The sequence below is a fragment of the Streptomyces sp. NPDC001406 genome, assembly GCF_042895285.1.
Classification (GTDB): Bacteria; Actinomycetota; Actinomycetes; order Streptomycetales; family Streptomycetaceae; genus Streptomyces.
In genome coordinates this window covers 309,996-334,801 of sequence record NZ_JBIAWG010000010.1, presented here as the reverse complement: position 1 = coordinate 334,801, position 24,806 = coordinate 309,996, and the positions used below count along the sequence as shown (strand labels likewise).

Sequence of the window (24,806 nt, the reverse complement as noted above, 5' to 3'; positions counted from 1 at the left end):
GCCGCCGGCTCACTGGTCGAAGGCGTCGGACTTGTCGACCCCGTCCCAGACGTTGGCGTACCAGGGACGGTCGGCCGCCCCCAGATAAGCGTGCGCCTGCTTGGCCGCACCGGGGTCGATCACGACGTAACCGGTCTCCCCCGGCATCACATAGTGCAGCCGCCGGCGGATCTGCTGCTCGGCGAAGGAGTCGTCCTGCCAGCGCGCCTTGAGGTCGCGCAGTTGCTCGACCCGTTCCTGGGCCCGCTGCCGCTGCCGCTCCAGATTGGCGATCTCGGCGCGCTGGGAGACGTACTGCCGCATCGGATAGGCCAGGGCCACCACCATCGTGCACAGCACCAGGGCGAGCAGCGCGGCCCGGCCGGTGAGCCGGGATCTGCGGGCCTGCCGCTTGGTCTGGGAGCGGTAGACCCGGGCCGCCGTCTGCTCGCCGAGCAGTCGCAGTCTGGTCGCGGTGGAGAACCGGTCCCGGTCCTTCGCGGCCATGTCCCCGCCTCCCTCATACGTGCGTACGTCCCCGGACACGGTACGGGACCGGGTACGGGGACGTACGTACGACTGGCTAAGCCTTGCCCTTACCGGGCTCAGCCCTTGGAGATCTCCACGCCGCCCCGGAAGCGCGGGAAGGCGCTGCGGCCGGCGTACACCGCCGCGTCGTCGAGGATCTCCTCGATGCGCAGCAGCTGGTTGTACTTGGCGACGCGCTCGGAGCGGGCCGGGGCGCCGGTCTTGATCTGGCCGCAGTTGGTGGCGACGGCCAGGTCGGCGATGGTGACGTCCTCGGTCTCGCCGGAGCGGTGGGACATCATGCACTTGAAGCCGTTGCGCTGGGCCATCTCGACGGCGTCCAGGGTCTCGGTCAGCGAACCGATCTGGTTCACCTTCACGAGCAGGGCGTTGGCGGTGCCCTCCTCGATGCCGCGGGCCAGGCGCTCCGGGTTGGTGACGAACAGGTCGTCGCCGACGATCTGGACCTTGTCGCCGAGCTTGTCGGTCAGGACCTTCCAGCCGGCCCAGTCGTCCTCGAACAGCGGGTCCTCGATGGAGACGAGCGGGTAGGCCGCCACGAGCTCCTCGTAGTACTCCGTCATCTCGGCGGCCGAGCGGGACTTGCCCTCGAACTCGTACTTGCCGTCCTTGTAGAACTCGGACGCGGCGACATCGAGCGCGAGCGCGATCTGCTCGCCGGGGACGTACCCGGCCTGCTTGATGGCCTCCAGGATGAGGTCGAGGGCCTCACGGTTGGAGCCGAGGTTCGGGGCGAAGCCGCCCTCGTCGCCCAGGCCGGTGGCCAGGCCCTTGCTCTTCAGGACCTTCTTCAGGGTGTGGTAGACCTCGGCGCCCCAGCGCAGCGCCTCGGAGAAGGACTCCGCGCCGATCGGGGCGATCATGAACTCCTGGATGTCCACGTTGGAGTCGGCGTGCGAGCCGCCGTTCAGGATGTTCATCATCGGCACCGGCAGCAGGTGCGCGTTCGGGCCGCCCAGGTAGCGGAAGAGGGGGAGGTCGCTGGCCTCGGAGGCGGCGTGGGCGACGGCGAGGGAGACGCCGAGGATGGCGTTGGCGCCGAGCGAGCCCTTGTTGTCGGTGGCGTCCAGGTCGAACATCGCCTGGTCGATCAGGCGCTGCTCGGTGGCGTCGTAGCCGACCAGCTCCGGGCCGATCTGCTCGATCACGGCGAGGACGGCCTTCTCGACGCCCTTGCCCAGGTAGCGGTTCGGGTCGCCGTCGCGGAGCTCGATGGCCTCGAAGGCGCCGGTGGAGGCGCCGGACGGAACGGCGGCACGACCCGTGCTGCCGTCGTCGAGGCCGACCTCGACCTCGACCGTGGGGTTGCCTCGGGAGTCCAGGATTTCCCGGGCTACGACGACGTCGATGGACGGCACGAGCATCTCCTTCATGGATGTGACGCTGGAAGTGCGGGGCTGGGTGCCTTGCGACTAGAGCCTAACCGTCCCGGGGGCATCGGCCACCGACCGACCGTCCCGTGGACAGGGTCCGACCGTACCCATTGTTCCGGCTCGAAACAAAGGCGGGGTGGAGAACGGCTCGAACACAGCGCCCCATGAACAAGCCCCGCCCCGGCGCGTACGGGGGAATACGCACCGGGGCGGGGAGACCGTGGGGACGGGGGGCGGCTGTGGTTCTTGCAGCCGGGCTACCGGCCGCGGATCACTTCAGGTGGAGCTGCTGGCCCGGGTAGATGAGGTCCGCGTCCTGGACGATGTTCTTGTTCAGCTTGAACAGCTTCTGCCAGCCGCCCTTGACCTTGTGCTTCTGGGCGATCGAGCCGAGGGTGTCGCCCTTGACGACCTTGTACTCGCCGTCGCCCTTCTTGACCTTCTTGCCGGTCGGGGTGGTGACGGTCTTGGCCGCGGCCGGGCGCTCGGCGGAGCGGGAGGCGGCCGGCTTCTCGGTCGACCGGGGGGCGGTGCTCGCCGCGGCGCCGCTGTAGGGGGCGCTGGACAGGCCCGTGCCGCAGACCGGCCAGGCACCCTTGCCCTGGGCGGCGAGGACCTTCTCGGCGATCTCTATCTGCTGCGCCTTGGTGGCCTTGTCGGCGGTGCCGGCGTACTTCGAGCCGCCGTAGGCGGACCACGTCGAGGCGGAGAACTGCAGACCGCCGTAGTAGCCGTTGCCGGTGTTGATGGACCAGTTGCCGCCGGACTCGCACTTGGCGACGGCGTCCCACTCGGAGGCGGTGGCGGCCGAGGCGGTGCCGGAGGCCATCAGCGGGGCGACGACGGCGGCGCCGGCGACACCGGCGAGCGCGATGGCACGGGTGACCCTGGCCTTCGAGGGACGACGGTGCTTGCCCTGGGCGGAAAACAGCATGGATGGATCCCCTCACCGACGCCTGCGAGGTGAGCTGTCGGGTTCGGGCCGGTTGAGTTGCCCGGCCACACCTCCGCTGGGAGGCGTGGCTCCACCCCTAGCCGCTCCGGCTCAACTGTCCGGCGCGGCACTTACCTTGGGTCCCCCGCTCCTGCCTACGGCGCGTGACGCGACGACTGTTCCCGTGCGGCCGCTGGCAGGACTCGGCGTTGCGACAGCCGGGGCTCGTGGTGACGAGCGGACTCGACCGTAGACACGCGATCCGGGGAATTCCAAAGACGATCAGGGCTTCTGAGACTCATCCCACACTTTCACCAAACCGGACATTAGGCGTGAAAGCGGGACGTCAACTCCCGCTACTTTTCACCGGTTTCGGTAGCGACGTCCAGGGTCTGACCGGGGGTGATGTCGTTCGGGTCGGTGCCGATTGCGGCCTTGTTGGCGGCATAGAGCGCACGCCATCCGCCGTCGACGTCGAGGGAGTCGGCGATGGACGCGAGAGTGTCGCCGTCGCGAACCGTGTAGGTGCGCGAGGCGTGACGACCCGCCGAGGCCGAGCCCTGCCCGCTTGCTGCGCTTTCGTCCGCATTGCCCCCGCGATGACGGCCGCCCCCGATCGCGCCGGTGTCGACCAGACTCCAAGATCCCCCGCTTTGCCACGAGTTGTCAGAGTCATCCGTTTTGGGAACTTCCGTGGGCGCGCCACCGCTCCCCTGCGAGTTGCCCGAGCCTTCGGATTCCGACTTGTCCGACTGGGCGGAATCTTCACCCTTGCCCTCGCTCTTACCCTCACCCTTGCCCTTCGCCCCGTTCTCCTTGTCGGCGTTCGCCGAGGGGGAAGCCTTCCCCGAGGAGTCCGACTCCGAGTGCGAATCGGATGAGTCGGACGAATCAGAGGAGTCTGAAGAATCAGAGGAACCGGGTGAATCGGATGCCGAGACACCGGTGTCGACATCGACCGACCCGGAGCTCGCGGTGAGCCCGGAGAGCAGGGCACAGGTGGCCCAGGGCTTGGTGCCCTGGTCGGCGAGAATCTTCTCCGCGACGGCTATCTGCTGCGAACGGCTGGCCTCGTCCGGGCTGGAGGCGTACGCGAGGCCGCCGTACTTGTCCCAGTCGTCCTGCGACATCTGCAGACCGCCGTAGTACCCGTTGCCGGAGTCGGCGCTCCAGGAGCCACCGCTCTCACACTCGGCCACCTTGTCCCAAGTGGTGCCGTCGGCCGCGTTGGCGCTCGCGGCCCCGAGGAGCGGGATGGCGATGGCGGAGCCGGTCACTCCGGCCGCGACGAGGAGGGCCGGAGCCTGACGGGGGCGACGGTGACGACCGTTCCCGGAGAGCATGCGGAAGCCTTTCGTGCGACAGCGATGACCGGCGCGGCACAGAAAGCCGACGTACCGCGCTGCCTAGTGAACGTATCCACTGACGATCACTTGTCACAAGTTAATGCCGCGTAGATCACGTGAAGATCACAGAGTTGAGCATTCATCAGGTTTGGGGCACGACAGGCCGCGCTTCCCTCACTTACCGGACGGGCGTGAACTCCACGGGCAAAGTGCGCAATCCACGCATGATGAGCCCGCCACGCCACCGCAAATCGGCCGGATCCACCGCGAGTCGGAGGTCCGGGAGGCGGGTGAGGAGGGTGGCGAGCGCGGTCTGGCCCTCCAGCCGGGCGAGCGGGGCACCCAGGCAGTAGTGGATGCCGTGGCCGTATCCAAGGTGTTGGTTGTCACGTCGGCCGAGGTCGAGGACGTCCGGGTCGGCGAACCGCTCCGGGTCCCGGTCGGCGGCGGCGAGCACCACCAGGACGGGGTCGCCGGGTGCGATGTCCTGCCCGCCGATGGTGAGCGGCTCGGTGGCGAACCGCCAGGTGGCCAGTTCGACCGGGCCGTCGTAGCGCAGGAGTTCCTCGACACCGGTCTCCAGGAGGTCCCGTTCCCGGCGGGCGAGGGACGCCTGCAGACGGTGCCGCTGGTCGGGATGGGTGAGCAGGGCGTAGGTGCCGTTGCCGATGAGGTTGACGGTCGTCTCGAACCCGGCGAACAGCAGGATGAAGGCCATCGCGGCGGCCTCGTTCTCGGTGAGGTGCTCGCCGTGGTCCGAGGCGCGGATCAGCCCGGAGATGAGGTCCTCGCCCAGAGCGGGGCTGTCGGGCAGGGCCTCACGCTTCTTGTGGATGAGCTCGGCGAGATAGCCCCGCATCTTCTTGACCGACCGCGCGACCCCGCCCCGCGGCCCTCCCCCGTGCCGGATCATCATCCCCGCCCAGTCCCGGAAGTCGTCCTGGTCCTCGCGCGGAACGCCGAGCAGGTCGCAGATGGCGTAGATGGGGAGGGGAAAGGCGAACTCGTGGATGAGGTCGGCGGACCCCTCGGCCGCGAACCCGTCGATGAGCCGGTCTGTCAGTTCCTGTACGCGCGAGCCGAATTCGGCGACCCGGCGGGGCGTGAACGCCTTGCTGACCAGGCGGCGCAGCCGGGTGTGGTCCGGCGGGTCGATGTTGAGCAGATGCGTCATCAGCTCCGCCTTGCGCTCACCGGGGATACCGGTCTTGCCCTTGGCGTGCGCGGGCTCGTCGTGATGCGCGGGGTTCTTCGAGAGCCGCTGGTCGGCCAGCGCCTGCTTGGCATCGGTGTACCGGGTGACCAGCCAGGCCTCGACACCGCTCGGGAGTTTCGTCCGGTGCACGGGGGCGTGCTCGCGGAGCCAGGCATAGGCCGGGTAGGGGTTACTGGCGAACTCCCAGCTGAACAGGTCGGGGGCGGCGGGGCTGGGGTTCGGAGGGTGGGGCTGGTTGGTCACTCCTCGACGGTATCCGGCTTTCCGGCGGATGCCGCGCGGAGGGCGGTACGGGCAGCGGCCGCCGAAGCGGTGACTCCTCCAACTCCCTTTCCCCGCATGCCCTCGCGCCCGTGAGCAAGCCCCCGTGCCCGTCCCCCGGGCCGTCTCTCAGGCCGACGTCGGGCCCTCCATGCCCTCTATGCCTTCCCTGCCCTGCACTCCCTCGGCGGCCCGCACAGCGTCCCGGTACGCCCGTGCCGCCGCCCGCAGTGCCGCCTCCGGGTCCACCCCGTCCGCCTCGGCCCGTATCGCGAGCGCGAGCAGCTCGTACCCGATGCCCTCGCCGTGCGGCAGCGGCACCTCCAGTCCCGCCGTGCGCGCGCGGGAGGCGAGCTTCGCCGCGAGGGCGAGGCCGGGCTGGCCGAGCGGGACGCCCTCGGTCACGGAGGTGCGCCGCTTCTCCTCGGCCTTGGTGCGCAGCCAGTGCTCCTTGACCTCCTCGGGGGTCTGGGCCGTCTCGTCGCCGAAGACATGTGGGTGGCGGTGGATCAGCTTGGCGACTATGCCGCCGGCCACGTCGTCGACGGAGAACGGCGCCTCGGGGTCCTCCTCGGCGATGCGGGAGTGGAAGACGACCTGGAGCAGCACGTCGCCCAGTTCCTCCCTGAGCTCCTCGCGGTCGCCGGCCTCGATCGCCTCGACGAGTTCGTAGGCCTCCTCGATGCCGTACTTCGCCAGGCCCTTGTGGGTCTGCCGGGACGACCAGGGGCACTCGACGCGGATGCGGTCCATGACCTGGACGAGGTCGAGGAGACGGGCTCCCGGCAGGTCGTAGGAGGCGGGGAGCAGCTCCAGCTCGGGCATCCGCACGCGGCCGGAGCCGGCGAGGCGGGCCAGGCCGTCGGTGAGCGCAGGTTCGCCCTCACCGGTGGCCACGACCACCACGGTGTGTCCGCCGACGCAGGCGTCGACCAGTTCCTGGGCTGTGGGCGACGTCTCCTCCACCCGTATCCCGGCCTCGCGCAGATAGGGCAGCTGTGGGTGGGCCCCGTCCGCGCACAGCACACGGTCGGCGGAGCGCAGCGCCTGCCAGGCGGGCCAGGACAGCAGCCCGGGGGCGACGCGGTGACTGGTGGTGAGCAGGACGACACGGCCGGGGGCCGCGGCCGGGCCCGGTTCCTGGGCGGCTTCGAGGCTGGTGGTGTTCACGCATCGAACGTAACGCACGTCCGCCGACGGCCTCGCGAGTTGTCCACAGGCAGGGGCAGGCGGGGCGATCGTATGACCGCGACGCGGTGACCGAGGCCGGGCCTGAGGCCTGGGGGACCCAGGGAACTGAGAACCTGGGGCCCGGGAGCCCGAAGGCCTGGGGCCTGGGGGCCCGAAAGCCCGGGGCCCGAAAGCCCGGAAGTCCCGAGGCCCGGGGCACGGGGGCCTGGAGGCCCGGGGGCCCGGAGGCCGGGGGCCCGGGGGCCCGGGGGCCCGGAGGCCGGGGGCCGGGGGCCCGGAGGCCCGGAGGCCCGGAGGCCCGGAGGCCCGGAGGCCGGGGGCCCGGGGGCCCGGAGGCCGGGGGCCCGGGGGCCCGGAGGCCGGGGGCCCGGGGGCCCGGAGGCCGGGGGCCGGAGGCCGGGGGCCGGAGGCCGGGGCCCGAAAGCCCGAAAGCCCGGAGGCCCGAAAGCCCGGGGCCCGAACGCCTGGGGGCCCGGAAGCCCGAAGACCCGGAAACCCGAGGCCCCCGAGCCCCGGCGCCTACGCCGACTGCTGCTGCGTCCCGGTCTTCGTGACCTCTCGCACCCACGGCGTCTTCGCGTCGACGCGGCTGCTGTTCTGGACGTCCCAGGAGCCGTAGCGCGGGTTGAGGTCGATGTTCAGTTCGCCGGACGCGGTGGACAGCGCCTTCCAGAACGCGGGCTCGGAGGTGCTGGTGCCGAGCTTCTGGGCGAGTTTCTGGGCCTCGACCTGGAGGCGCAGGTTGTCGTCGAGCCGCTTGGGGGCGACGCCGTACTTCTGCAGCCAGTCGGTCTCCAGCGCCGCGGCGCCGCCGAACTGCTGCTCCAGGCCGGTGCGCAGCCGCTGGATCTCCTTGCGGGTGACCGTGATGCCCTGGTCCTGCGCGGCACGGTGCAGCACCCGGTCGAGGACCATGTTGTGCAGGGTGTCGCGGGTGAGGCTGCTGGTGGAGGCGAGGACCTGCTGGTACTGCGCCTCGTCCGGCACCGCGGCCCGCTGCGCCCGGCGCACCTCGTCCACCCGGTTCTCCAGCTGGGCGACGGTGATCCGCTGGCCCCCGACGACGGCCGCCGCGCCTGGATGCGCATCGTTTCCGCAGGCGGCGAGGAGAGGAGCCGCGGCGGCGATCGCGGCGGACAGGACGAGCGCGGTGCGACGGCGGCGGAGCAAGGAGACCTCCTGAGGAGATTGTGCGACGGTGCACAAAGTCTTGCGGTGATCGATGGTAGGCAGTGGGCAAGCTCTGGCCAACCCATTCGACCAACGATTCACGCACACTTCGGGCACCGCCGCGTCGCCTCCGGGCGCGGAGGTCAGCCGGTGATGGCCACCGGGGCGTCCCACGCGTCCCGGTCCACGGTGATCGTGTAGCCGCCGCGGGTCTCCTTGCTGTTGACCATGTACTGGTGGGCGCGGCTGTGGCCGGTGTACTGGCTCGCGCCGAACGGCCAGTCCGCGGTCGTGGTGTTCTGCTTGTCCCACAGCGCGTACCAGAGGTTGCCCGGCAGATCGGTCCTGTCCGTGGCGTTGGCGACGGCCTTGGCGCTGGAGCTGGTGAAGCCGTAGTAGCCCGCGCGGTACGTCTTCACGCGCAGTTCCTTGTCGAAGGCGCGCACATAGGTGAGCACGGCGTTGTTGCACGACGTGTTCGTCGTGTCGTACGCCTCCATGTCGAGGTAGATCGGGCTGCCGGCCTTCATACCGAGGGCGGAGGCCTTGGCCACTGCGTCGTCCGCGTCGGTCCTGCCGAGGGAGCCCGCGTTGGCGGCGGTGAGCTTCTCGGGGTTGGCGCCGCTCTGGCAGGGCGGCTGGGCGCCGACGTAGAGCGGGATGAGCTTCCAGCCGACCGCGCTGACGGACTTGACCCAGGAGGCGGTGAGGTTGGGCTGGGCGCAGCCGCGGTTCTTGCCGCCCACGTAGACGGCGGCGGCGCCGTAGAAGCCGTTCGTGTGCCAGGCCTTCATGGCGGCCAGGGAGGGCGCGGCACAGGTGTCGAAGGCACGCCCGGTGTACGTCCGCTGCGCGGGCCAGGTCGTGACGGCCATCGACGTCTGCGCGGCGATGCCGGCCCCGGCGACGACGGCGGCACCGGCGACCGCCCATGTCAGGTACCTGCGCTTCTTCGACTGCCGATGGCTGGACATGCCTGGAACCCCACCCCTGTGTTTGCACTGTGCAGCTAAAACGGACGGCAACCTATCGTGTGCGGCGTGCTTCTTCGGGAAACACCGCCCCCGCAAGATCACAAGCTTCCCCCAGGGAACGGCAAAATCTAGCCGCGCACCTGCCCCAGCCACTGCAGCGTCCGCCGGACCTCCGCGGCCAGCGGGTGTCCGGGACCGTGCAGGCGCTCTACGTCCAGCACCAGTCGCGCGAGCGTGTCGTGGGCGGAAGCCCGGTCGCCGAGGGCCAGCAGCAGAAGGCCGATACGGCGCCGGACGTCATGGGCGAGCTGCGGGTCGCCGGAGACGTACTGGTTCTCGTAGTACGGCAGCAGCGCGCGGTACTCCGCGAGCGCCGCCGCCGGTTCGCCGAGCTGCTCCAGGCACTGGGCGGCGTCGTAGCGGAACCGCAGGGACTGCGGGTCGGCCTGGCCCGCCTCGGAGGCGCGTTCGTCGGCGAGGCGGCGCAGTTCGGGCAGCGCGCGCCGGTACTGGCCGTCGTCCATGAGCGTGGCCGCGTACTGCTTGCGCAGGGTGCGGACGACCGGGGAGTGCTCGCCGTGCTGCTCGGCCGCGGTGGGCAGGATCGCGCCGAGGATGTCGACGGCCTGGGTGATGCGGCCCTCGCCGAGGAGGCGCTTGACCTCGTCGACGGCGGCGGCGACATCGGGCTTGTCGGGCACGGGCGCCACCGGGGCGGGCTGCGGCGCGGGGGTGCGGGCGCGGTCCGGCCAGGGGGCGTGCGGGCGCAGGAAGGGGCGGGTGGGGTCCAGGGGTGCCCCGGTGGGTATCCCGCGCGCGGGCAGGAGCAGTGCCAGGTTCTCGTACACCTCCTGCGCGGAGGCGGGGCGGTGCTGCGGGTCCTTGGCGAGCAGACGCAGGACGAGCGCCTCCAGCGTCTCCGGCACCTCGGGGCGGATCCGGCGCACGGGCAGCGGCGGCTCGTACAGGTGCCGGTGCAGCACCCCGAGCGCCGTGGAGCCGGCGAACGGCACGTCCCCGCTGAGCAGTTCGTGCATCAGCACGCCCAGCGCATACAGGTCGGTGTACGGGCCGACCGCGCCGCCCATCGCCTGCTCGGGGGCCATGTAGGCGGGCGAGCCGATGGGCGAGCCGGTGTGGGTCAGGCGGGTGGTGTCGGTGTCCATGACGGAGGCGACACCGAGGTCGAGGACGGTGACCGTGCCGTCCTGCTTCACCATCACGTTGCGCGGCTTGAGGTCACGGTGGACGATCGGCACGGCGTGCACGGCGCTCAGCACGGCGCACAGTTGCGCGGCGACCGCGACCGCCCACTGCCACGGGTAAGGATCGTGCTCGGCGAGGTGGTCGGAGAGGTCGGCACCGTCGACGTACTGCATGACGAGGAACAGCTCCTCGCCCTCGCTGCCGGCGTCGTGCACGGTGACCAGACCGGGGTGGTCGACCTGTGCGGTCACCCGGCACTCGCGTACGAACCGGCGTCGCAGTTCGTCGGCCTCCTGCCCCGCCACCTTGTCGGGGCGCAGCAGCTTCACCGCCACGCGCCGGTCGAGCCGCTTGTCGTACGCCGTCCAGACCTGGCCCATGCCGCCCTGCCCGATGAGCGTGGACAGTTCGTAGCGGCCGGCGACGACACGTCCTGTCGCCACGGTCACCGTCCGCCCTCGTAGTTGCCCTCGTGATGCCCGTCGTGCTTGCGCAGGTAGTCACTGAGCTCGTCCAGCTCGGCACGCACCTGGTCGATGCGGGCGGGCGCCGGACGCTGCGGCGGGGCCGGTATCGGCGGCTGGGACGGGGGCGTGTGGGCCATCGGGGGCGGGGTGTGCGGGCCGAGCGGGGACTGCGGCGCGGTCGGCCCGGCCGGCGAGCTGGGCACGGTCGTCGCGGTGTACGGAGACGCCGGTTGCGCGTACCCGTACGGCGACGCCATCGGCTGCTGCGCGCGATAGGCGTCCCGCAGCCGCTGGAAGTGCCTTATGTCGGCAGCGAGGTAGTACGCCGTCGCTGCCACGAGGGTGCCCAGGAGCAGGGTGATGCCCAGGTAGCCGCCGGCGGTGTGGATCTCGTCGCCGGATTCGCTGCCCAGCAGCACGATGCTGAGGACGTCGGCCGCGAGGACCGCCACGAACAGGCCCCAGTCCAGCGACTTGCGGGTCACGATGGCCAGGCGCAACAGCATCGCCCAGGTCGCGAAGCCGATGCAGGTGAACCCGATCGCCACGAACAGCACACGCAGGAAGATCAGCACCGCGGTGTCCGGCGGCCGCTTCAGCGGCTGTGCGTAGCCGTGGCCCTGCATGGTTGCTCCTGTTGCCCGAATTATGCGCACGTGTCGGTCCGGCGCCGCCCGCTGCGCGGACAACACCGGTCATGCACTTGTCGCTTCGAGCATATGGCCCGACACGGACAAGCGGTCCGGGTTGTACCGAACCGTTGTCGTGCCGAACACTTCGCACGACACCGCAGGTACGGACAGGGACGCGCGGAGCCGGACGTTCCGGGCGGGAGCGCGGGATGCGGCGCCCCCGGCGGGTCACTCCGGCGCCACCGAGCCGTCGGTCAGGCCGTCGTACATCCCGCGCACGAGCTGGTCCCCGAGCCGGCCCGCGTGCCTGAGCGCCCGCTCGAACTCGTCCAGGGCGCGGAAGCGCGCGCCGTAGCGCCGCTGTTCGTCGAGCGGGAGCCGCGGCAGCTGGAGGCGGCGCACATCGAGGCGTGTGGCGGTGGACGCGTAGCTGCTGGCCTGACGGTTGTTCGCGGTACCGCGCAGGAAGCCGGCGAGGAACCACGGGTCGAGCGCCGTGGGATCGGGGCTCAGGAGCACGAGGTTGCGCCCCAGGGCGGCGCCCCCCGTCGCCTCGTCGATCACACGCGCCACCGAGCCGCCGCCGAGCACCGGCACGACGACATCGCCCGGCTCGGTGAGCACGGCCTCCTCGTCGCTCTCGGGGAGCGTCCCGGAGGGCACGGTTCCGGCCAGGACGTCGTGGTCGGTGAGGACGGGCACGCGCGCGTGGCCGCCATTGCCGCCGGTACGCATCACCAGGGCGCCCCCGCGCGCGAGTTCACCGATGGTGGTGAGCGGCCAGCGCACGGGCCGCGCGGAGTCGGCGGGCGGCGGGGTGAGGGCGTTGGTCAGGCGCAGGGTCTCGCCGAGCCGCTCGCGCACGGCCGTCAGCTGCTCCGCGCCGTCGGCCGCGGCGGGCGGCGGGAGATGGCGGGCGGGGGCGAGGTCCACGTCGTCGTCGAGGAGCTCGATCACGGGCACCGAACGGGCCAGCCCCGGGCGTTCGTCCAGCCGCCCGGCGCGTTCGAAGGCGCGCCAGGCGTCGAGGACGGCGTCCCGCACCGCCTGCCAGTCCGGCCCGCCGCGCCCCTCGCCGGCGAACTGCCCGGTGTCGGCGAGCAGCACCTCGGGCTGCGCGGGCGCCTTCTCCGGGCGGCGCAGCACCCAGACGTGCAGGGGGATGTTGTACGGCGGCGCCGCACCCACCGGCAGCGCGACGACGGCCCGCAGCGCACCGCGCCGCAGCAGGTCGGCACGGATACGCCGGCCGGAGCGGCGGGAGGCGGCAGCGGGCGGCATGAGCAGCACGGCGGTGCCACCGTCCTTCAGCCGGGCGAGCGCGTGCTGGACCCAGGCGAGCTCGGACTCGGTACGCGCCGGGAAGCCGTACTCCCAGCGGGGGTCGTAGGCGAGTTCGTCGTGCCCCCAGTTGCGCTCGTTGAACGGCGGGTGACACAGGACGGCGTCGGCGTGCAGCTCCGGGTACGCGTCACCGCGCAGGGTGTCGCCGGCGGCGCCGCGCACGGTGGCCCGGGCGTGCAGCGCGAGCCGGAGCGCGGTGAGCGCGGCGAGGTCGGGCGCACTGTCCTGGGCGTAGATCTCCTGGTCGGGGCGGGTCTCGACGGCACGCAGCAGGGCGCCGGTGCCGCAGGCGGGGTCGAGCACGGTGCGGGCGGGGCCGGCGAGGTCGGCCATGAGCCGGGCGAGCTCGGCGGGGGTGAGCGTGTACTGGCGCGGGTTGGCGTCCAGATGCCGCCCCAGCAGGAACTCGAAGGTCTGCCGCGCTCCCGTCTCGGCCGCCAGCTCGGCGGCACCGCGCAGGAGGGGGACGGAGGGGAGGAGTTGGGGGGCGGTGGGGGTGTGAACGGCGGGGGCGCCGTTCACGGCCGGTGCAGGGTTCACACGGGCCGGTGCAGGGTTCACATCGGCTGGGGTGGTGACGGCCGGAGCGGTGTGAACCGCGGCTGAGGTGTTGCCCGGCGGTGGGGTGTCAACCTGGGCCGGGGTGTTCACGGCGTTCGCAGCGCGTGGAGTGTCCGCCGCGGCAGGGGTGTTCACAGCTCCCGGGCCGTGAGCGGCCCCCGGGCTGTGAGCCGCCCCGGGCCTGTTCACACCGGCCGGAGTGTTCACAGCCGCCACCCCGCCAGCGGCCTGCCAGCTGTGAACACGGCGACCACGCGCCAGACCGAACCGTGGCGCGATCACCTGCTCCAGCGCGGCGGGCAGCATCGCGGCCAGCCGCTCGTCGGAGCCGGCGCTGATCTCCAGCCAATCGGTCGGACGTTCATGGATGAGCAGCAGCGCGCAGCCCGCGTGCACCAGGGCGGTGACCGGGCCCTCCGGGTGGCCGACGAGTTGCTGCCAGACGCGTTCGCGCAGGGGGACCTCGGCGAGCTTGCCCTGTTTACGCAGCCAGGCCTCGACCTCGGTGAGGGCGAAGGACGGGCTGGTCTCGGTGCCGCCGACCGGTTTCGGGAAGTCGGCATGCCGGCGGCGCCAGTTGCTGACGGCGGCGCGGCCGACGCCGGCGAGCCGTGCGATTTCCGCGGCGGTCACTTCTGTCACGTTGTCCTGCACCCGCCCCGCTCCCCTCGTCCATGTGTGACACGAGCATACCGGCGAACATGTGATCCACCCATTCACGCGCGTGTACGGAACTCATCGTGTGAACCGTGTTGACTCGGTTCACAGGCTCTGTTCTTATTGACCCAGCGAACGAGTGGCCGCCGGAGGGGGTGGGTCACCGTATCGGAGGAGGGGACAGTCATGGGCATGAAGGGCAAGGTCGCGCTGGGCGCCGTCGTGGGGATCGTCGTCATCGGTGCCGTGTCGGCGAACGCCGGCGGCGGAAGCGGCGGCGGATCCGACAGCAGCGACAAGGGCTCTTCGACGTCCGCCGAGCACAAGAACGGCGGGAAGAAGGACTCGGGCAGATCTGAGGCCGCCACGAAGAAGAAGGCCGCGTTCGACGGGGACGGCGACTTCCAGGTCGGCTCGGACGTCAAGCCCGGCACCTACCGCACCAGCGGCAATACCGACGACATGTGCTACTGGGAGCGTGCCAAGGACGCCTCGGGCGAGATGGACTCACTGCTGGCCAACGACAACGTCAGCGGGACCAGTTACGTCACCGTCAAGCCCACCGACAAGCTGTTCAAGTCCAGCGGCTGCAAGGACTGGGAGGCCGTCGACCCGAAGGCGAAGGGTTCGCGCGCCTCGACGATGGACGGCGACGGAGGCATGTTCAAGGTCGGCGCCGACATCGCCCCCGGCACCTACAGGTCCACCGGCAACGCCGACGACTCCTGCTACTGGGAGCGCACCAAGGACGCCGAGCACGGCCTCGACTCGATCATCGCGAACAACAACGTGACCGGCACGGCCGTCGTCACCATCAGTTCCTCCGACGCCTACTTCAAGACCGCCGGATGCGGGGACTGGAAGAAGACGGCCTGACCCGGCCGGCCCATCACACCACCCCCACCCACACCGCTCACCCAACACCGCTCACCCAACACCGCTCACCACACTCACCAAGGAACTCCCATGCGTCGCACCGCACTTGCCGCCCTCTGTCTCGCCGCCGCGGCCGCCGCGGGGCTCACCGGCTGTCTGCCGGGGCAGGACAAGGCGGACAGCAAGCCGAAAGGTCCGTTCGCCGGGCTCACCGGCGGTGAGATCGCCGACCGGGCAATGAAGGCCACCACCGGGGCCTCGTCGCTACGACTCAAGGGCGATGTCGCCGACGACGAGAGCAACGGCACCATCCAGCTCGACATGGCCCTGAACAAGAAGGGCCAATGCGCCGGCACCATGAGCATGGGCGGTCAGGGCAAGGCCGACCTGATCAAGACCGGCGACACCATCTACATGAAGTACGACGAGGCGTTCCTGCGCGCCCAGAGCAAGGGCGAGTCCAAGGCCGACACCGACGCGGCCGTGGCGATGCTGGCCGGGAAGTGGACCAAGATGGCCGTGAAGGGCCAGGACGCCAAGGACATCGCGAGCTTCTGCGACCTGGACTCGGTGCTCGGCGGCGCCGCGGCCGTCAACTCGGACGCCACCCGGGGCAGGACGACCACGGTCGACGGTACGCCGGCGATCGTCCTGCACGAGAAGGACGGCAAGGACCAGTACACGCTGTACGTCGCCACCGAGGGCAAGCCGTATCTGCTGAAGATCGACAGCACGTCCGCCAAGGACCCGGTGCACCTCACGCTCGGCGACTACAACCAGCCGGTACCGGCGAAGAAGCCCGCCGGCAAGATCCTCGACCTGGACGCGCTGGGCGGCTGAACCGGGATGCGGCGCCCCTCACAGCGGGTGCCGCATCCACACGTTGGGCTCGACATACACGGCGTATCCGCGCTCGGGTTCGCAGCGGACCGGGACCAGTGCGCCGGGTACGTCGATGTCGCCCTCCGTGTCGAAGGGCAGCCCGGTCCAGCGGCGCCACTCCTCCAGCGAGGCGGCCACGGTCATGGACGCCGGGGCGACGGAGTCGATGGTGGCACCGGCCCGGGCGTGGACGCGCAGCCACGGGTCGTGCGGCAGACCGTCGGGGCGCACCCGGTACGCGTACTCCTCGATCGGAGTGCGGGGCTCAAGGTGCTTGGCGCTCGGGCGGACCGGGGCGACGACCTCGCTGAAGCCATGCGCACGGGCGTTGGCGCGCATCGCCGAGAGCATCCGGCCGGACAGCCCGGTCCCCTGGACGTGCGGGGCCACGACGATGGAGATGGCGCTGACCGTGTCGGGGCGGGTGCCACGGCGCAGATCGGCGAAGGCCCAGCCGAGCACCTGGTCCCAGCCACGGGCGGGCAGGGTGCCGCGGTCCTCGGCACCGAGAGCGAAGGGCACGCTGTAGCCGTGCGCGACGACTTCGCCCCGCTCGTCCTCGGCGAACAGTGCATACTCCGGCAGCTCGATCGGGATGCGGCCGTAGTAGGCGTCGCCCACCGGGTCGTTGACGGTGAACTCCGGCCAGGTGTCGGCCATATCGAGAACCTGCTCCAACTTGCCGGGCTGCTCGGCGAGGCTCGTTACCTTCACGTCCATGCGGGCGACGGTATGCGGTGGGGCCGGCGGCCAGGAAACGGTTTTATGTCCTCCGGGCCCTCCCCCCTTCCCACTGCCCTCAATGCGCCCGGAAGCGATCCGGTGCCTTCGTCGAGTTGCCTCCCGAAGGGAGGTTCTGGTTCGGGCAGGTCGTGAGGACCTTCTTCATCGCGGTCTTCTCCGCGGCGGTCACCCACAGGTCGTACTTCTTCTTCACTGCCACCTGGGCGGCGACATAGGCACAGCGGTAGGACTGGTTGGGCGGCAGCCAGGTGGCCGTGTCGCCATCTCCCTTGCTGCGGTTGGTGCTTGCGTCCACGGCCAGGAGGTTGAGCGGGTCGTTGGCCAGGGCTATGCGCTTGCTGTGGTCCCAGTACTTGGCGCCCTTCTGCCAGGCGTCCGAGAGGGCGACGACATGGTCGATGTCCACCTGGCTGCGGCCGCGCCGGTAGGTGACGCCCTTGCCGGAGTAGGGGTCGGGGTCCAGCAGGCCGGAGGAGACCTTGCAGGTGCCGCCGGTGAACTTCACCTCCTTCAGGTCGCGTTTGAGGATGTCGTCCCGGGTGTCGCAGGAATTGGAGTCGGTGTCCGCCCAGGCCGTGCCGAACCTGGCGCGGGAGTAACCGGTCTTCGGCGCGCGTCCCTTGACGGTCAGCGAGTCCGCGGCGGCCAGGGCAACGCCCCCGCCGCCCGACCGTTCGGGTCCGGAAGACCCCTCGGTCCGCTCTGCCGTGCAGCCGGCCACGGCGAACATCATGACGACAGCGGTGACTGCCCCGCCCCTCAGACGCATCACTGCGCGCCCTCCCCTTGCCTCCCCTGTACCGCCTCCATGCGGGCGGACTGGTCCTGACCCCACGGTAGCCGTCGGGAGGTTGCGGGTGGACGGGAGCCCGAGGGGGCTGACGCGGCCCAGTTCGAACGGTGAGCGGGAAGGGCGCGGTCACGAACCCAGGATCGATGCCAGGAACTCCCCGACCCAGCCCAGCAACTCCCGCCCGACCAGCGGCTTTCCGCCGACCTTCGCGGTCTTCGGGCGCGGTACCAGCACCTGGTGCACCGCCGGCTTGATGACGGTGCCCGGGTACAGGCGCTTGACCCGCAGTTCCTGCGACTCCCGCAGCTCCACGGGCGCGAAGCGGATGTTGGTGCCCTGCAGCACGATCTCGCCGACGCCGCACGCGCGCGCGAGCATGCGCAGGCCCGCCACCAGGAGCAGGTTCTCCACCGGCTCGGGCAACTTGCCGTAGCGGTCCACGAGCTCCTCCCGTACGGCCTTGATGTCCCCCTCGGTGTTGGCCGAGGCGATGGCCCGGTACGCCTGGAGGCGGAGCCGCTCGCCGGGGGCGTAGTCGTGCGGGACGTGCGCGTCGACGGGCAGCTCGATCTTGACTTCGAGCGGCGGCTCCTCCTCGATCTCGCCGGTCTCCAGCTGCCGCCGGTAGTCCGCGACCGCCTCGCCGACCATGCGCACGTACAGGTCGAAGCCGACGCCCGCGATGTGTCCGGACTGCTCGCCGCCGAGCAGGTTGCCCGCTCCGCGGATCTCCAGGTCCTTCATGGCCACGTACATGCCCGCGCCCATCTCCGTGTGCTGGGCGATGGTCGCGAGCCGCTCGTGGGCGGTCTCGGTCAGGGGCTTCTCCGGCGGGTACAGGAAGTAGGCGTAGCCGCGCTCGCGGCCCCGGCCGACGCGGCCGCGCAGCTGGTGCAGCTGCGAGAGGCCGAAGGTGTCGCCGCGCTCGACGATCAGGGTGTTGGCGTTGGAGATGTCGATGCCGGACTCGACGATCGTGGTCGACACCAGGACGTCGAACTTCTTCTCCCAGAAGTCGACGACGACCTGTTCCAGCGTGGACTCCGACATCTGGCCGTGGGCGGTGGCGATGCGCGCCTCGGGGACGATCTCGCGCAGCCGGGCGGCCGCGCGGTCGATCGACTCGACCCGGTTGTGGATGTAGAAGACCTGGCCCTCGCGCAGCAGTTCGCGGCGGAGGGCCGCGCCGATCTGCTTCTCCTCGTACGGCCCGACGAAGGTGAGCACCGGGTGGCGCTCCTCCGGAGGGGTGGTGATCGTCGACATCTCGCGGATGCCGGTGACCGCCATCTCCAGGGTCCTGGGGATCGGGGTCGCGGACATGGTCAGGACGTCGACGTTCGCGCGGAGCTTCTTCAGCTGCTCCTTGTGCTCGACGCCGAAGCGCTGCTCCTCGTCGACGATGACCAGGCCGAGGTCCTTGAACTTGGTCTCCGAGGAGAACAGGCGGTGGGTGCCGATGACGATGTCGACGGCGCCGTCCTGCAGGCCCTCCAGGACCGCCTTGGCCTCGCTGTCGGTCTGGAAGCGGGACAGCGCGCGCACGTTCACCGGGAACTGCGAGTACCGCTCGCTGAACGTCCCGAAGTGCTGCTGCACCAGCAGCGTGGTCGGGACGAGGACCGCGACCTGCTTGCCGTCCTGCACCGCCTTGAAGGCGGCCCGCACCGCGATCTCCGTCTTGCCGTAGCCGACGTCGCCGCAGATCAGGCGGTCCATCGGGACCGACTTCTCCATGTCCTCCTTGACCTCGGCGATCGTCGTCAGCTGGTCGGGGGTCTCGGCGTACGGGAAGGCGTCCTCCAGCTCCCGCTGCCAGGGGGTGTCCGTGCCGAAGGCGTGTCCCGGGGCCGCCATTCGCGCGCTGTACAGCTTGATCAGGTCGGCGGCGATCTCCTTGACGGCCTTCTTCGCGCGCGCCTTGGTCTTCGTCCAGTCCGCGCCGCCGAGGCGGTGCAGGGTGGGTGCCTCGCCGCCGACGTACTTGGTGATCTGCTCCAGCTGGTCGGTGGGGATGTACAGGCGGTCGCCGGGCTGGCCGCGCTTGGCGGGGGCGTACTCGACGACGAGGTACTCGCGGGTGGCGCCCTGGACGGTGCGCTGCACCATCTCGACGTAGCGGCCGACGCCGTGCTGCTCGTGGACGATGTAGTCGCCCGGCTCCAGGGTCAGCGGGTCGATGGTCTTGCGGCGGCGCGCGGGCATGCGGGCGCCGTCCCGGCCGGCCGCCTTCTGGCCCGTCAGGTCGGTCTCCGTCAGGACGGCGAGTCCGAGCGCCGGGTCGACGAAGCCGTAGTCGATCGAGCCGCAGGAGACGTGGACGACCGAGGGGGTGAGCTCGGCGAGGTCCGTGTCGAGGCGGGCGGCGATGCCCTCGCCGCCGAGCACCTCGACCGTACGGGCCGCGGGGCCGTGGCCCTCGGTCACGAAGACCGTGCGCCAGCCGTCGGCGAGCCAGCCCTTGGTGTCGGCGAGGGCGCGCGCGGTATCACCGCGGTAGGTCTCGGGGGCGTGCATGCCAAGCTTGAGGGTGTCCCCCGCCGCGTCAGCGGCATATGTGTCCGTCAGTTCCTCGTCGGCGGCGAACGGCGACACCGACCACCACATCATGTCCAGCTCGCGCGCGCGGTCGCGGACGTCGGCGATGGACCACAGGGAGGCCGCGCCGACGTCGATGGGCGCCTCGCCGCCGCCGGCGGTGGCCGCCCAGGAGGCCTGCAGGAACTCCTGGCTCGTCGCCACCAGATCCGCGGCACGCGTGCGTACCCGCTCCGGGTCGCACACGACGGCCATCGCGCCCTTGGGCAGCACGTCCAGGAGCAGCTCCATGTCGTCGACCAGGACCGGGGCCAGCGACTCCATGCCCTCGACCGCGATGCCCTCGGCGATCCTGCCGAGCAGTTCACCCAGCTCCGGGTGCTGCTCGGCAAGGGCACGCGCGCGTGTACGGACGTCTTCCGTCAGCAGGAGCTCACGGCAGGGCGGCGCCCACAGACCGTACTCGGCCACCTCCAGGGAGCGCTGGTCGGCGACCTTGAAGTAGCGGATCTCCTCGACGTCGTCGCCCCAGAACTCGATGCGCAGGGGATGTTCCTCGGTGGGCGGGAACACGTCGAGGATGCCGCCGCGTACAGCGAACTCACCGCGCTTCTCGACCAGCTCGACACGGGAGTACGCGGCGGCCGCGAGGGCTTCGACGATCTCGTTCAGGTCGGCGGTCTGCCCGGTCCTCAAGGCCACCGGCTCCAGGTCGCCCAGGCCCTTGACCTGCGGCTGGAGCACGGAGCGTACGGGCGCCACGACGACGGAGACCGGGCCGGTCTCGGGGTCGTCGGGCCTCGGGTGGGCGAGGCGGCGCAGTACGGCGAGGCGGCGGCCGACGGTGTCGCTGCGGGGGCTGAGCCGCTCGTGCGGGAGGGTCTCCCAGGAGGGGTACTCGACGACGCCCTCGGGGGGCAGCAGGGAGCGCAGGGCGGCGGCCAGGTCCTCGGCCTCGCGTCCCGTCGCGGTCACCGCCAGCAGCGGGCGGGCGGCCTCGCGGGCCAGGGCGGCGATGGCGAAGGGGCGGGCCGCCGGCGGGCCGACCAGGTCGATGTGCATCCGGTTGCCGTCCTCGGCCGCCTTGATCGCTTCCGCGAGGGCGGCGTCCTTGACGACGGCGTCGAGCAGACCGTGCAGGCTCATGGAGGGGGCTTCCGTCCGAGGGTGGGCAACGCGAATGACCCGACGCGAGTCCCGGCCGGGGGGTCTCCAGCGTACGACGCTGCGCCGGCTGGTGCGGGGGCCTGTGGACAACGCCGGTTTGCCGGTCGCCGGGGTTGGTGTGGCCGCTCACTGGGGGGGCTGCCGCCCCCAGACCCCCGCTTCGGCCTGAACGGCCTCGTCCCTCAAACGCCGGACGGGCTGGTAGTACCCACCGGTGCCCAGAAATCCCGGCACACATATACGCACGCATACACCCGGTGCCGGGAAGCCCCCCAAGGCTCCCCGGCACCGGGCTTTCCCCCGCAACCCCCGTGTGCGGTGGTCCAGGCGTCGGCTCGGCCGACGCGGCCGACGCGGCCGACGCGGCCGACGCGGCTAATCCGTCGCGATCGCGTTCAGCACGTTCATCCGCCCCGCCCTGAACGCCGGGATCAGTGCCGCGAACAGGCCCACGAAGGCCGAGCCGATGAAGACCCCGATGATCGTCGGCCAGGGGATCTCCAGGACGTTCAGACCCTCCAGGGCGAGGAGCTTCTGGGCGGTCGCTCCCCAGCCCATGCCCAGGCCGAGGCCGAGCAGGGCGCCGAAGAGGGCGATGACCACCGACTCCAGGCGGATCATGCGGCGCAGCTGGCGGCGGGAGAGGCCGATGGCCCGCATCAGGCCGATCTCCCTCGTCCGCTCGACCACCGACAGCGCCAGGGTGTTCACCACACCGAGGACGGCGACGATGATCGCCAGGGCGAGCAGGCCGTAGACCATGTTCAGGAGCTGGCCGACCTGGTCCTTCAGTTCTTTCTTGTAGTCGGTCTGGTCCCTGACGTCGTACTGCGGCCACTTCTTCAGGGACGTCTTCAGAGCCGCGTACGCCTGCTTCTCCTGGCCTTCCCTGGCCTTGGCGAACATGATCACGTTCGGCGGGATCTGGCTCTTCGGGACGTACTTCGCCATGGTCGCGATGCTCATGTAGCGCGCGCCCTTGTCGAGCGCGGTGTCGTCGTCCGTGATGGCGGCGACCTTGAGCCCGGCCGTGCGGCCGTGCTTGAAGGCGACCGTGATGGTGTCGCCGACGTGCACGCCGTGCTTCTTGGCGTAGTCGGAGCCGACCGCCATGGCGTCCTTGCCGTAGGCGTTCGTCAGGGTGCCCTCGGTGGTGGTGCGGCGCAGGTCACCGGAGTACGAGGGGTCCGCGGCCGTCACACCCTTGTCGTCGGTCTTGCCGTCGGGCGAGGTCAGCGTGGCCTCGATCTCCTTGTAGCTGGTGACATGGGCCAGGCCCGGCGTGCGCTCCATCGCCCGCTGGGCCTGCGGGACGATCCGCTGGCGGCCGGTGACGATGAAGTCCGCGCCGACCGACTTGTCGAGCTCGCTGGTGGCGGAGGCGACCATGGAGGAGCCGACCACCGACAGGCAGGCGACCAGTGCGAGGCCGATCATCAGGGCGGCGCCCGTGGCCCCCGTACGGCGCGGGTTGCGCAGGGCGTTGCGCTCGGCCATCCGGCCGACCGGGCCGAAGGCCCGCAGCAGCACCGCGCTGATCACCCGGACCACCCCGCCCGCAAGGAGCGGGCCGATGACGACGAAGCCGATCAGGGACAGGACGATGCCCGCGCCGAGGACGAGCGAGCCGTCGCTGGCCTTCTTCGCCGAGGCGGCGGCGAACAGGGCGGCCGCACCGGCGCCGGTGAGGAGCAGGCCGATCAGGCCCCGGATCCATCCCGCCCTGGCGTCGGCCGGCGTACCGGCGTCGCGCAGCGCGGCCATCGGGGAGACCTTGCCGGCACGGCGGGCGGGCAGATAGGCGGCGAGGACGGTGACGATCACGCCGAGGATCAGGCCCACCACGGGGGTGGTCGTCTTGATCGTCAGGTCCCGGGTCGACAGGTCCATGCCCATCGAACCCATGAGCTTCATCAGGCCGACGGCGATGCCGACACCGGCGCCGACACCGAGGATCGAGCCGACGAAGCCGAGCAGCAGCGCCTCGACCAGCACCGACCGGTTGACCTGCTTGCGGGAGGAGCCGATCGCCCGCATCAGGCCGATCTCGCGGGTGCGCTGGGCGACCAGCATCGAGAAGGTGTTGATGATCAGGAAGATGCCCACCAGGAACGCGATGCCGGCGAAGCCGAGCATGGCGTACTTGATGACGTTCATGAACTCGCCGACGCCCTTGCGGTTCTCGTCGGCGTTCTCCTTGGCGGTCTGGTACTTGTACGTCCCCGCGCCGACCGTCTGTGCGACGTTGTGCTTGAGCCGCGCGTCGGAGACGCCGGCCGCGGCGGTGACGTTGATCTGGGTGAACCGGCCGGTGGCGCCGAGCAGTTCGCGCTGGGCGGTGGCGGTGTCGAAGTAGACGACCGCGGCACCGGGGTTGGTCACCTTGAAGGTGGCGATGCCGACGATCCGGGCCGTGAAGTCGCCGGTCTGCGCGATGGTGCGCAGTTCGTCGCCCATCTTGAGGTGGTGCTTGTCGGCGGTGTCGGCGTCGACCATCACCTCGGTCGGCCCGCGCGGGGCGTGCCCGGAGGTGATCTCCATGGACCGCAGGTCGTTCCTGGTCCAGTTGCCGGCGATGGTGGGCGCGCCGGTGCTGGAGCCCATGTTGTCGTTGTCGCTGTTGACGACGGTGACGTTCAGGGAACTGACCGCACCCTCGGCCGACTTGACGCCGTCGGCCGTCCTGGCCTTCGCCACGGCGGACGCGGGCAGCGACAGCGGCACGCCGTTCTGCGGGGTTTTGTCGTTCGACGCGCCCTTGGGCGAGACCGTGACGTTGGAGGCGGTCACCGAGAACAGCTTGTCGAACGTCGTGTTCATGGTGTCGGTGAACACCAGCGTGCCGCACACGAACGCCACCGACAGCAGCACCGCGATCGCCGACAGCGCCATGCGTCCCTTGTGCGCGAAGAAGTTGCGCATCGAGGTCTTCAGGACGGTCATGACGTACGTCCCCGGGCGTCGAAGTCCTTCATACGGTCCAGGACCTGGTCGGCCGTCGGCTGGAACATCTCGTCGACGATCCGGCCGTCGGCGAGGTAGAGCACCCGGTCCGCGTAGGAGGCGGCCACCGGGTCGTGGGTGACCATCACGATGGTCTGGCCCAGCTCGTCCACCGAGCGGCGCAGGAAGCCCAGCACCTCGGCGCCCGCGCGCGAGTCGAGGTTTCCGGTCGGCTCGTCACCGAAGATGATCTCCGGGCGGGCGGCCAGGGCACGGGCCACGGCGACGCGCTGCTGCTGGCCGCCGGAGAGCTGGGACGGCCGGTGCTTGAGCCGTCCGGCCAGACCCACCGTCTCCACGACCCGGTCCAGCCAGGCCTTGTCCGGCTTGCGGCCGGCTATGTCCATGGGCAGGGTGATGTTCTCCAGCGCGTTCAGCGTCGGCAGCAGGTTGAACGCCTGGAAGATGAACCCGATCCGGTCCCGGCGCAGCTGCGTGAGCTTCTTGTCCTTCAGGCCGGTGATCTCGGTCTCGTCCAGATAGATCTGGCCGCTCGTCACGGTGTCGAGTCCGGCGAGGCAGTGCATCAGGGTGGACTTGCCGGACCCCGAGGGGCCCATGATCGCGGTGAACTGGCCGCGGGCGATGTCCACGTCGACGTGGTCGAGGGCGACGACACGGGTCTCCCCCGACCCGTACGCCTTGACGACCTGTCGGGCCCGCGCCGCAACGGCCGTAGGCCCTCCAGTACCCCCGTGCCTGGGAATGGTCACAGCCGATGTCACGGTAAGTCTCCTATGTCGGTTATATGTCGGTTGACGGGCGAGCGGCGCTCGGTGCCGCACCGGTCGGTCGAAGTGGTACGCCGATGAGTCTCGTGGGTGGCGGGGGTGCCGCGCGCTGGTGCGAAGCCCCGTCTTCCCCGGGGGAAAACCCCACCCCCGCCGGTTCGGACAACCGCCCCCCGGCGGCGTAAAGCCAGGTTAAGGACGACCCGGGGGCC

18 protein-coding genes and 1 riboswitch are annotated in these 24,806 nt (G+C 70.8%); of the genes, 2 read left to right on the top strand and 16 right to left on the bottom strand.

All coding sequences use genetic code 11. From position 1 onward, the window contains the following. Nucleotides 1-9: 9 nt before the first annotated feature. From ACFY1J_RS25580 to ACFY1J_RS25530, 11 genes are all read right to left on the bottom strand, one after another. Complete coding sequence (locus tag ACFY1J_RS25580; protein ID WP_390709925.1) at nucleotides 10-486, bottom strand: septum formation initiator family protein; 477 nt, start codon at nucleotides 484-486, stop codon at nucleotides 10-12. 98 nt (nucleotides 487-584) lie between these two features. Next, the gene (eno, locus tag ACFY1J_RS25575) at nucleotides 585-1,892 is read right to left on the bottom strand and encodes a phosphopyruvate hydratase (RefSeq protein ID WP_390710008.1); all 1,308 of its coding nucleotides are present in this window, start codon (nucleotides 1,890-1,892) and stop codon (nucleotides 585-587) included. Nucleotides 1,893-2,172: 280 nt separating this feature from the next. Next, the gene (locus ACFY1J_RS25570) at nucleotides 2,173-2,835 is read right to left on the bottom strand and encodes a transglycosylase family protein (protein ID WP_390709924.1); all 663 of its coding nucleotides are present in this window, start codon (nucleotides 2,833-2,835) and stop codon (nucleotides 2,173-2,175) included. 4 nt (nucleotides 2,836-2,839) lie between these two features. After that, nucleotides 2,840-3,008: riboswitch (cyclic di-AMP (ydaO/yuaA leader) on the bottom strand. A 183-nt stretch (nucleotides 3,009-3,191) separates the two neighbouring features. Continuing rightward, nucleotides 3,192-4,178, bottom strand: a complete 987-nt coding sequence (locus ACFY1J_RS25565; protein WP_390731997.1) for a transglycosylase family protein — start codon at nucleotides 4,176-4,178, stop codon at nucleotides 3,192-3,194. A 181-nt stretch (nucleotides 4,179-4,359) separates the two neighbouring features. Continuing rightward, nucleotides 4,360-5,640, bottom strand: coding sequence for a cytochrome P450 (locus tag ACFY1J_RS25560; RefSeq protein ID WP_390709922.1), 1,281 nt, complete (start codon nucleotides 5,638-5,640; stop codon nucleotides 4,360-4,362). 147 nt (nucleotides 5,641-5,787) lie between these two features. Then, on the bottom strand, nucleotides 5,788-6,828 hold the full coding sequence (locus ACFY1J_RS25555; protein ID WP_390709921.1) for a nucleoside triphosphate pyrophosphohydrolase: 1,041 nt from the start codon (nucleotides 6,826-6,828) through the stop codon (nucleotides 5,788-5,790). A gap of 540 nt (nucleotides 6,829-7,368) precedes the next feature. Beyond that, complete coding sequence (locus tag ACFY1J_RS25550) at nucleotides 7,369-8,019, bottom strand: SurA N-terminal domain-containing protein (protein ID WP_390709920.1); 651 nt, start codon at nucleotides 8,017-8,019, stop codon at nucleotides 7,369-7,371. 143 nt (nucleotides 8,020-8,162) lie between these two features. Continuing rightward, the gene (locus ACFY1J_RS25545; protein WP_390709919.1) at nucleotides 8,163-8,993 is read right to left on the bottom strand and encodes a glycoside hydrolase domain-containing protein; all 831 of its coding nucleotides are present in this window, start codon (nucleotides 8,991-8,993) and stop codon (nucleotides 8,163-8,165) included. 128 nt (nucleotides 8,994-9,121) lie between these two features. Further along, on the bottom strand, nucleotides 9,122-10,606 hold the full coding sequence (locus ACFY1J_RS25540) for a protein kinase (RefSeq protein WP_390710007.1): 1,485 nt from the start codon (nucleotides 10,604-10,606) through the stop codon (nucleotides 9,122-9,124). Nucleotides 10,607-10,644: 38 nt separating this feature from the next. Beyond that, entirely contained in the window at nucleotides 10,645-11,292 is a 648-nt protein-coding gene (locus ACFY1J_RS25535; RefSeq protein WP_390709918.1) for a hypothetical protein, read from the bottom strand. Nucleotides 11,293-11,526: 234 nt separating this feature from the next. Beyond that, nucleotides 11,527-13,857, bottom strand: coding sequence for an N-6 DNA methylase (locus ACFY1J_RS25530; RefSeq protein ID WP_390709917.1), 2,331 nt, complete (start codon nucleotides 13,855-13,857; stop codon nucleotides 11,527-11,529). 189 nt (nucleotides 13,858-14,046) lie between these two features. Here ACFY1J_RS25530 and ACFY1J_RS25525 point away from each other — a divergent pair, with 189 nt between their 5' ends. Continuing rightward, on the top strand, nucleotides 14,047-14,736 hold the full coding sequence (locus ACFY1J_RS25525) for a hypothetical protein (RefSeq protein WP_390709916.1): 690 nt from the start codon (nucleotides 14,047-14,049) through the stop codon (nucleotides 14,734-14,736). A 90-nt stretch (nucleotides 14,737-14,826) separates the two neighbouring features. Beyond that, nucleotides 14,827-15,576 (top strand): hypothetical protein, encoded by a 750-nt coding sequence (locus tag ACFY1J_RS25520; protein WP_390709915.1) that lies wholly within the window; start codon nucleotides 14,827-14,829, stop codon nucleotides 15,574-15,576. Nucleotides 15,577-15,594: 18 nt separating this feature from the next. Here ACFY1J_RS25520 and ACFY1J_RS25515 read toward each other — a convergent pair whose 3' ends face one another. The 5 genes from ACFY1J_RS25515 to ACFY1J_RS25495 form a co-directional block, all read right to left on the bottom strand. Next, on the bottom strand, nucleotides 15,595-16,338 hold the full coding sequence (locus ACFY1J_RS25515; RefSeq protein ID WP_390709914.1) for a GNAT family N-acetyltransferase: 744 nt from the start codon (nucleotides 16,336-16,338) through the stop codon (nucleotides 15,595-15,597). Between the two features lie 79 nt (nucleotides 16,339-16,417). Next, a complete protein-coding gene (locus ACFY1J_RS25510; RefSeq protein WP_390710006.1) occupies nucleotides 16,418-17,131 on the bottom strand; it encodes an HNH endonuclease family protein in 714 nt (237 codons plus the stop codon). 150 nt (nucleotides 17,132-17,281) lie between these two features. Next, a complete protein-coding gene (gene mfd, locus ACFY1J_RS25505; RefSeq protein ID WP_390709913.1) occupies nucleotides 17,282-20,839 on the bottom strand; it encodes a transcription-repair coupling factor in 3,558 nt (1,185 codons plus the stop codon). A gap of 396 nt (nucleotides 20,840-21,235) precedes the next feature. Next, nucleotides 21,236-23,803 carry an ABC transporter permease gene (locus tag ACFY1J_RS25500; RefSeq protein WP_390709912.1) on the bottom strand — a complete coding sequence of 856 codons (2,568 nt, stop codon included), beginning with the start codon at nucleotides 23,801-23,803 and terminating at the stop codon, nucleotides 21,236-21,238. After that, nucleotides 23,800-24,588 carry an ABC transporter ATP-binding protein gene (locus ACFY1J_RS25495; RefSeq protein ID WP_390709911.1) on the bottom strand — a complete coding sequence of 263 codons (789 nt, stop codon included), beginning with the start codon at nucleotides 24,586-24,588 and terminating at the stop codon, nucleotides 23,800-23,802. Before ACFY1J_RS25495 ends, ACFY1J_RS25500 begins: the two co-directional genes overlap by 4 nt. Nucleotides 24,589-24,806 lie beyond the last annotated feature (218 nt).